The organism is Thermoanaerobaculia bacterium (assembly GCA_035260525.1).
GTDB lineage: Bacteria > Acidobacteriota > Thermoanaerobaculia > UBA5066 > DATFVB01 > DATFVB01.
Window position 1 is genome coordinate 1 of sequence record DATFVB010000229.1, and the last position, 2753, is coordinate 2753.

Sequence of the window (2753 nt, forward strand, 5' to 3'; positions counted from 1 at the left end):
GAGATCGTTCGCAATGTGCGGGCGCCCTTCGGGTTCGGGCGGCGCAGGGCCATCGGCGGCGTTGCCGCGGCTAGACGATCGCAACCGCATCGCCTTCGCCGCGTCGCCTTGCCGCTGACCCTGCGGCGCTCCGAACGCCGCTATCGCTATTCCCGTTCCGGGGCACCGGGCCGCGGGTCGCGGCGCACGCGCCCGTCCGGCTCGATGCATCGCCGCGCCCGCTAAGCTATGGCTTCGAACTCGGCGGTGAAGTGCCGCAGAAACGGCGCCTGCTTGACGATCCGCACGCCGCGGATCGCCTCGCGGTTCCGGAAGCACTCGGTGACCACGGCCGCCACGTAGTCGAGGTGGCTGTTCGAGTACACCCGCCGGGGGATCGTGAGGCGCACGAGCTCGAGGTCGGGCGCGATCTCCTGCCCGGTCTTCGGGTCCCGGCGGCCGAACATGACGCCGCCGATCTCGACGGAGCGCACCCCTCCTTCGCGGTAGAGGGCGACGGACAGGGACTGCGCCGGATACTGGGACGCGGGGACGTGGGGAAGGAACCGTCGGGCGTCGAGGTAGACCGCGTGGCCGCCGACCGGCCGGACGATCGGGATCCCGGCGGCCGTGAGCCGCTCTCCGAGCCTGCGCACCTGTCCGATCCGGAACTCGAGGTACCGCTCGTCGAGCACCTCGCGGAGGCCCCGGGCGACCACCTCGAGGTCCCGGCCGGCGAGCCCGCCGTAGGTCGGGAAGCCCTCGATCAGGACCAGCTTGTTCTTCAGGTTCTGGACCCAAGTGTCGTGCCGCAGCGCGAGGAATCCGCCGATGTTCGCCAGGCCGTCTTTCTTCGCGCTCATCGTGCAGCCGTCGGCGAACGTGAAGACCTCCCGGACGATCGAGATCACGGACCAGTTGCGGCACGCCGCCTCACGCTCCCGGATGAAAAACGCGTTCTCGGCGAACCGACAGGCGTCGATGACCAGGGGCACGTCGAACTTCTCGCAGGCCGCCTTGACGGCCCGGACGTTCTCGAGGGAGACCGGCTGCCCGCCGCCGGAATTGTTCGTCATGGTCAGCATCACGAGCGGAACCTTCCCCGGGTTCTTCTGGAGCACCTCGGCGAGCCGCGCCACGTCCATGTTCCCCTTGAACGGATATTCGGAGTCGAGGTCCTTCGCTTCGGGCACGACGAAATCCAGCGCCACTCCGCCGTTGGCCTCGACGTTGGCCCGCGTCGTGTCGAAATGCGTGTTGCTCGGGACGATCTGGCCCGGCTTCAGAACCGTCGAGAACAGGAGGTTCTCCGCGACGCGCCCCTGATGCGTGGGGATGACGTGCGGAAAGCCGAAGATCTCGCGAACGGCGGTCTCGAAGGTGAAGAAATTCCGGCTGCCGGCGTACGACTCGTCGCCGCGCATCATCGCGGCCCACTGTTCGTCGGACATCGCCGACGTGCCGGAGTCCGTCAGGAGGTCGATGAACACGGCCTCGGAGGGGATCGCGAAAAGGTTGTACCCCGCCTTCTTGAGATGCTTCTCGCGCGCGCGGCGGTCGAGGAGCTGGATCGGCTCCACGACCTTGACGCGCCACGGCTCGGGAAGGATTCGAGAGAGCTCGTCGGTCATTCGGCCGAGACTATCGCATTCTCCACGACGTCGCCGACCGAGATCCCTCCGCGGTAGTTGCCGAGAAAACGCAACCCCGGAAGCGCTTTCTCCGCCTCCTCGAGCGCGGCGATCCGGGCCGCGTGCCCGGCCTCGTACTGCGGGATCGCAGCGGCGTAGCGCGTCGTGCGCAGGAGCTCGGGCGGCGCGGCCGCGCCGAGCGCGCGCCGCGCGTCCGCGTCCACGGCGGCCGCGACCGCGGCATCGTCGAGCCGCGCGGCGGCGGGATTCCTCCGGCCGCCGAGGAAGAACGTCAGCATGACCTTCCCGCCGGGCGCCCGCCCCGGGAAGAGGGCCGAGCTCCAGACGGCGCCCAGCACCGGCTCCCCGTCTCTCGGAAGCAGGAGGTGGCCGAACCCCGCGGGAGGCCGCGGGAACGCTTCCTCCGGCCAGGAGCAGTGCGCCACGCAGACCGAGGGCGCCGGCATCTCGGCGAGCGCCCGGGAAGCCTCGGGGGCCGCCGCCGAGACGATCCTCGCCGCCGCCGGCGCGGGAGCCGCGACGACGACGTTTCTCGCGGAGAAGTCGCCGGTCGAGGCGAAGATCCGCCATCCGTCCCCCGAGCGTTCGATCCGGTCCACCTCCGTTCGCGCGCGGAACCGGCCTCCGAGAGCCGCCGCGAGCGCGCGCGGCAGGGTCGCGAGTCCGCCGCGGAAGGACATGAGACCCTTCGGGCGCGGTTCCGCCGGAGCGGGGACTTTCTTGCGCGAGGCGAGAAAGCCGCGCAAGACGCTCCCGTGCTCCCGTTCGAGCGCCACGATCTTCGGGAACGCGCCCGCCGCCGAAAGCCGCCGCGCGTCCCCGGCGTAGATCCCCGAGACGAAGGGCTCGAGGAGCTTCTCGGCGATCGACCTCCCGAAGCGCCGCGCGATGAAGTCGAAGGCGGTCTCCTCGGCCTCCGCGCAACGGCGCCGCACGAGCGGCTCGGCCGCCGCGCGCAGGAGCGCCGCCGGCGAAAGCGCGCCGAACGGGATCTTCCGGAGCCGGCCGCCGATCTCGACGAAGCGCGGCAGCCGCGGGTCGGAGAAGCGCATCTCGTCGCCGATCCCGAGCTCGCGCGCGAGCGCGAGGAGAGACGGCGTCGGGCGGACGGTGTTGGGCCCG

3 protein-coding genes are annotated in these 2753 nt (G+C 70.9%); 1 reads left to right on the forward strand and 2 read right to left on the reverse strand.

Annotation, left to right across the window (positions count from 1 at the left end; all coding sequences use genetic code 11):
• Window positions 1-225 (forward strand): hypothetical protein (locus tag VKH46_11650; protein HKB71491.1); only part of this gene is annotated, 225 nt, incomplete at its 5' end.
• On the opposite strand, the gene VKH46_11655 is transcribed toward VKH46_11650, so the two are convergent.
• Window positions 222-1610 (reverse strand): tryptophanase, encoded by a 1389-nt coding sequence (locus VKH46_11655; GenBank protein ID HKB71492.1) that lies wholly within the window; start codon window positions 1608-1610, stop codon window positions 222-224. The genes VKH46_11650 and VKH46_11655 overlap by 4 nt on opposite strands.
• On the reverse strand, window positions 1607-2753 hold a 1147-nt coding region (hemG, locus tag VKH46_11660; GenBank protein ID HKB71493.1), incomplete at its 5' end, for a protoporphyrinogen oxidase. The genes hemG and VKH46_11655, both read right to left, overlap by 4 nt.

Excerpts from the sequence above, each read along its gene's own strand:
- VKH46_11655 (HKB71492.1), bottom strand. The coding sequence starts at position 1,610 with ATGACCGACGAGCTCTCTCGAATCCTTCCCGAGCCGTGGCGCGTCAAG.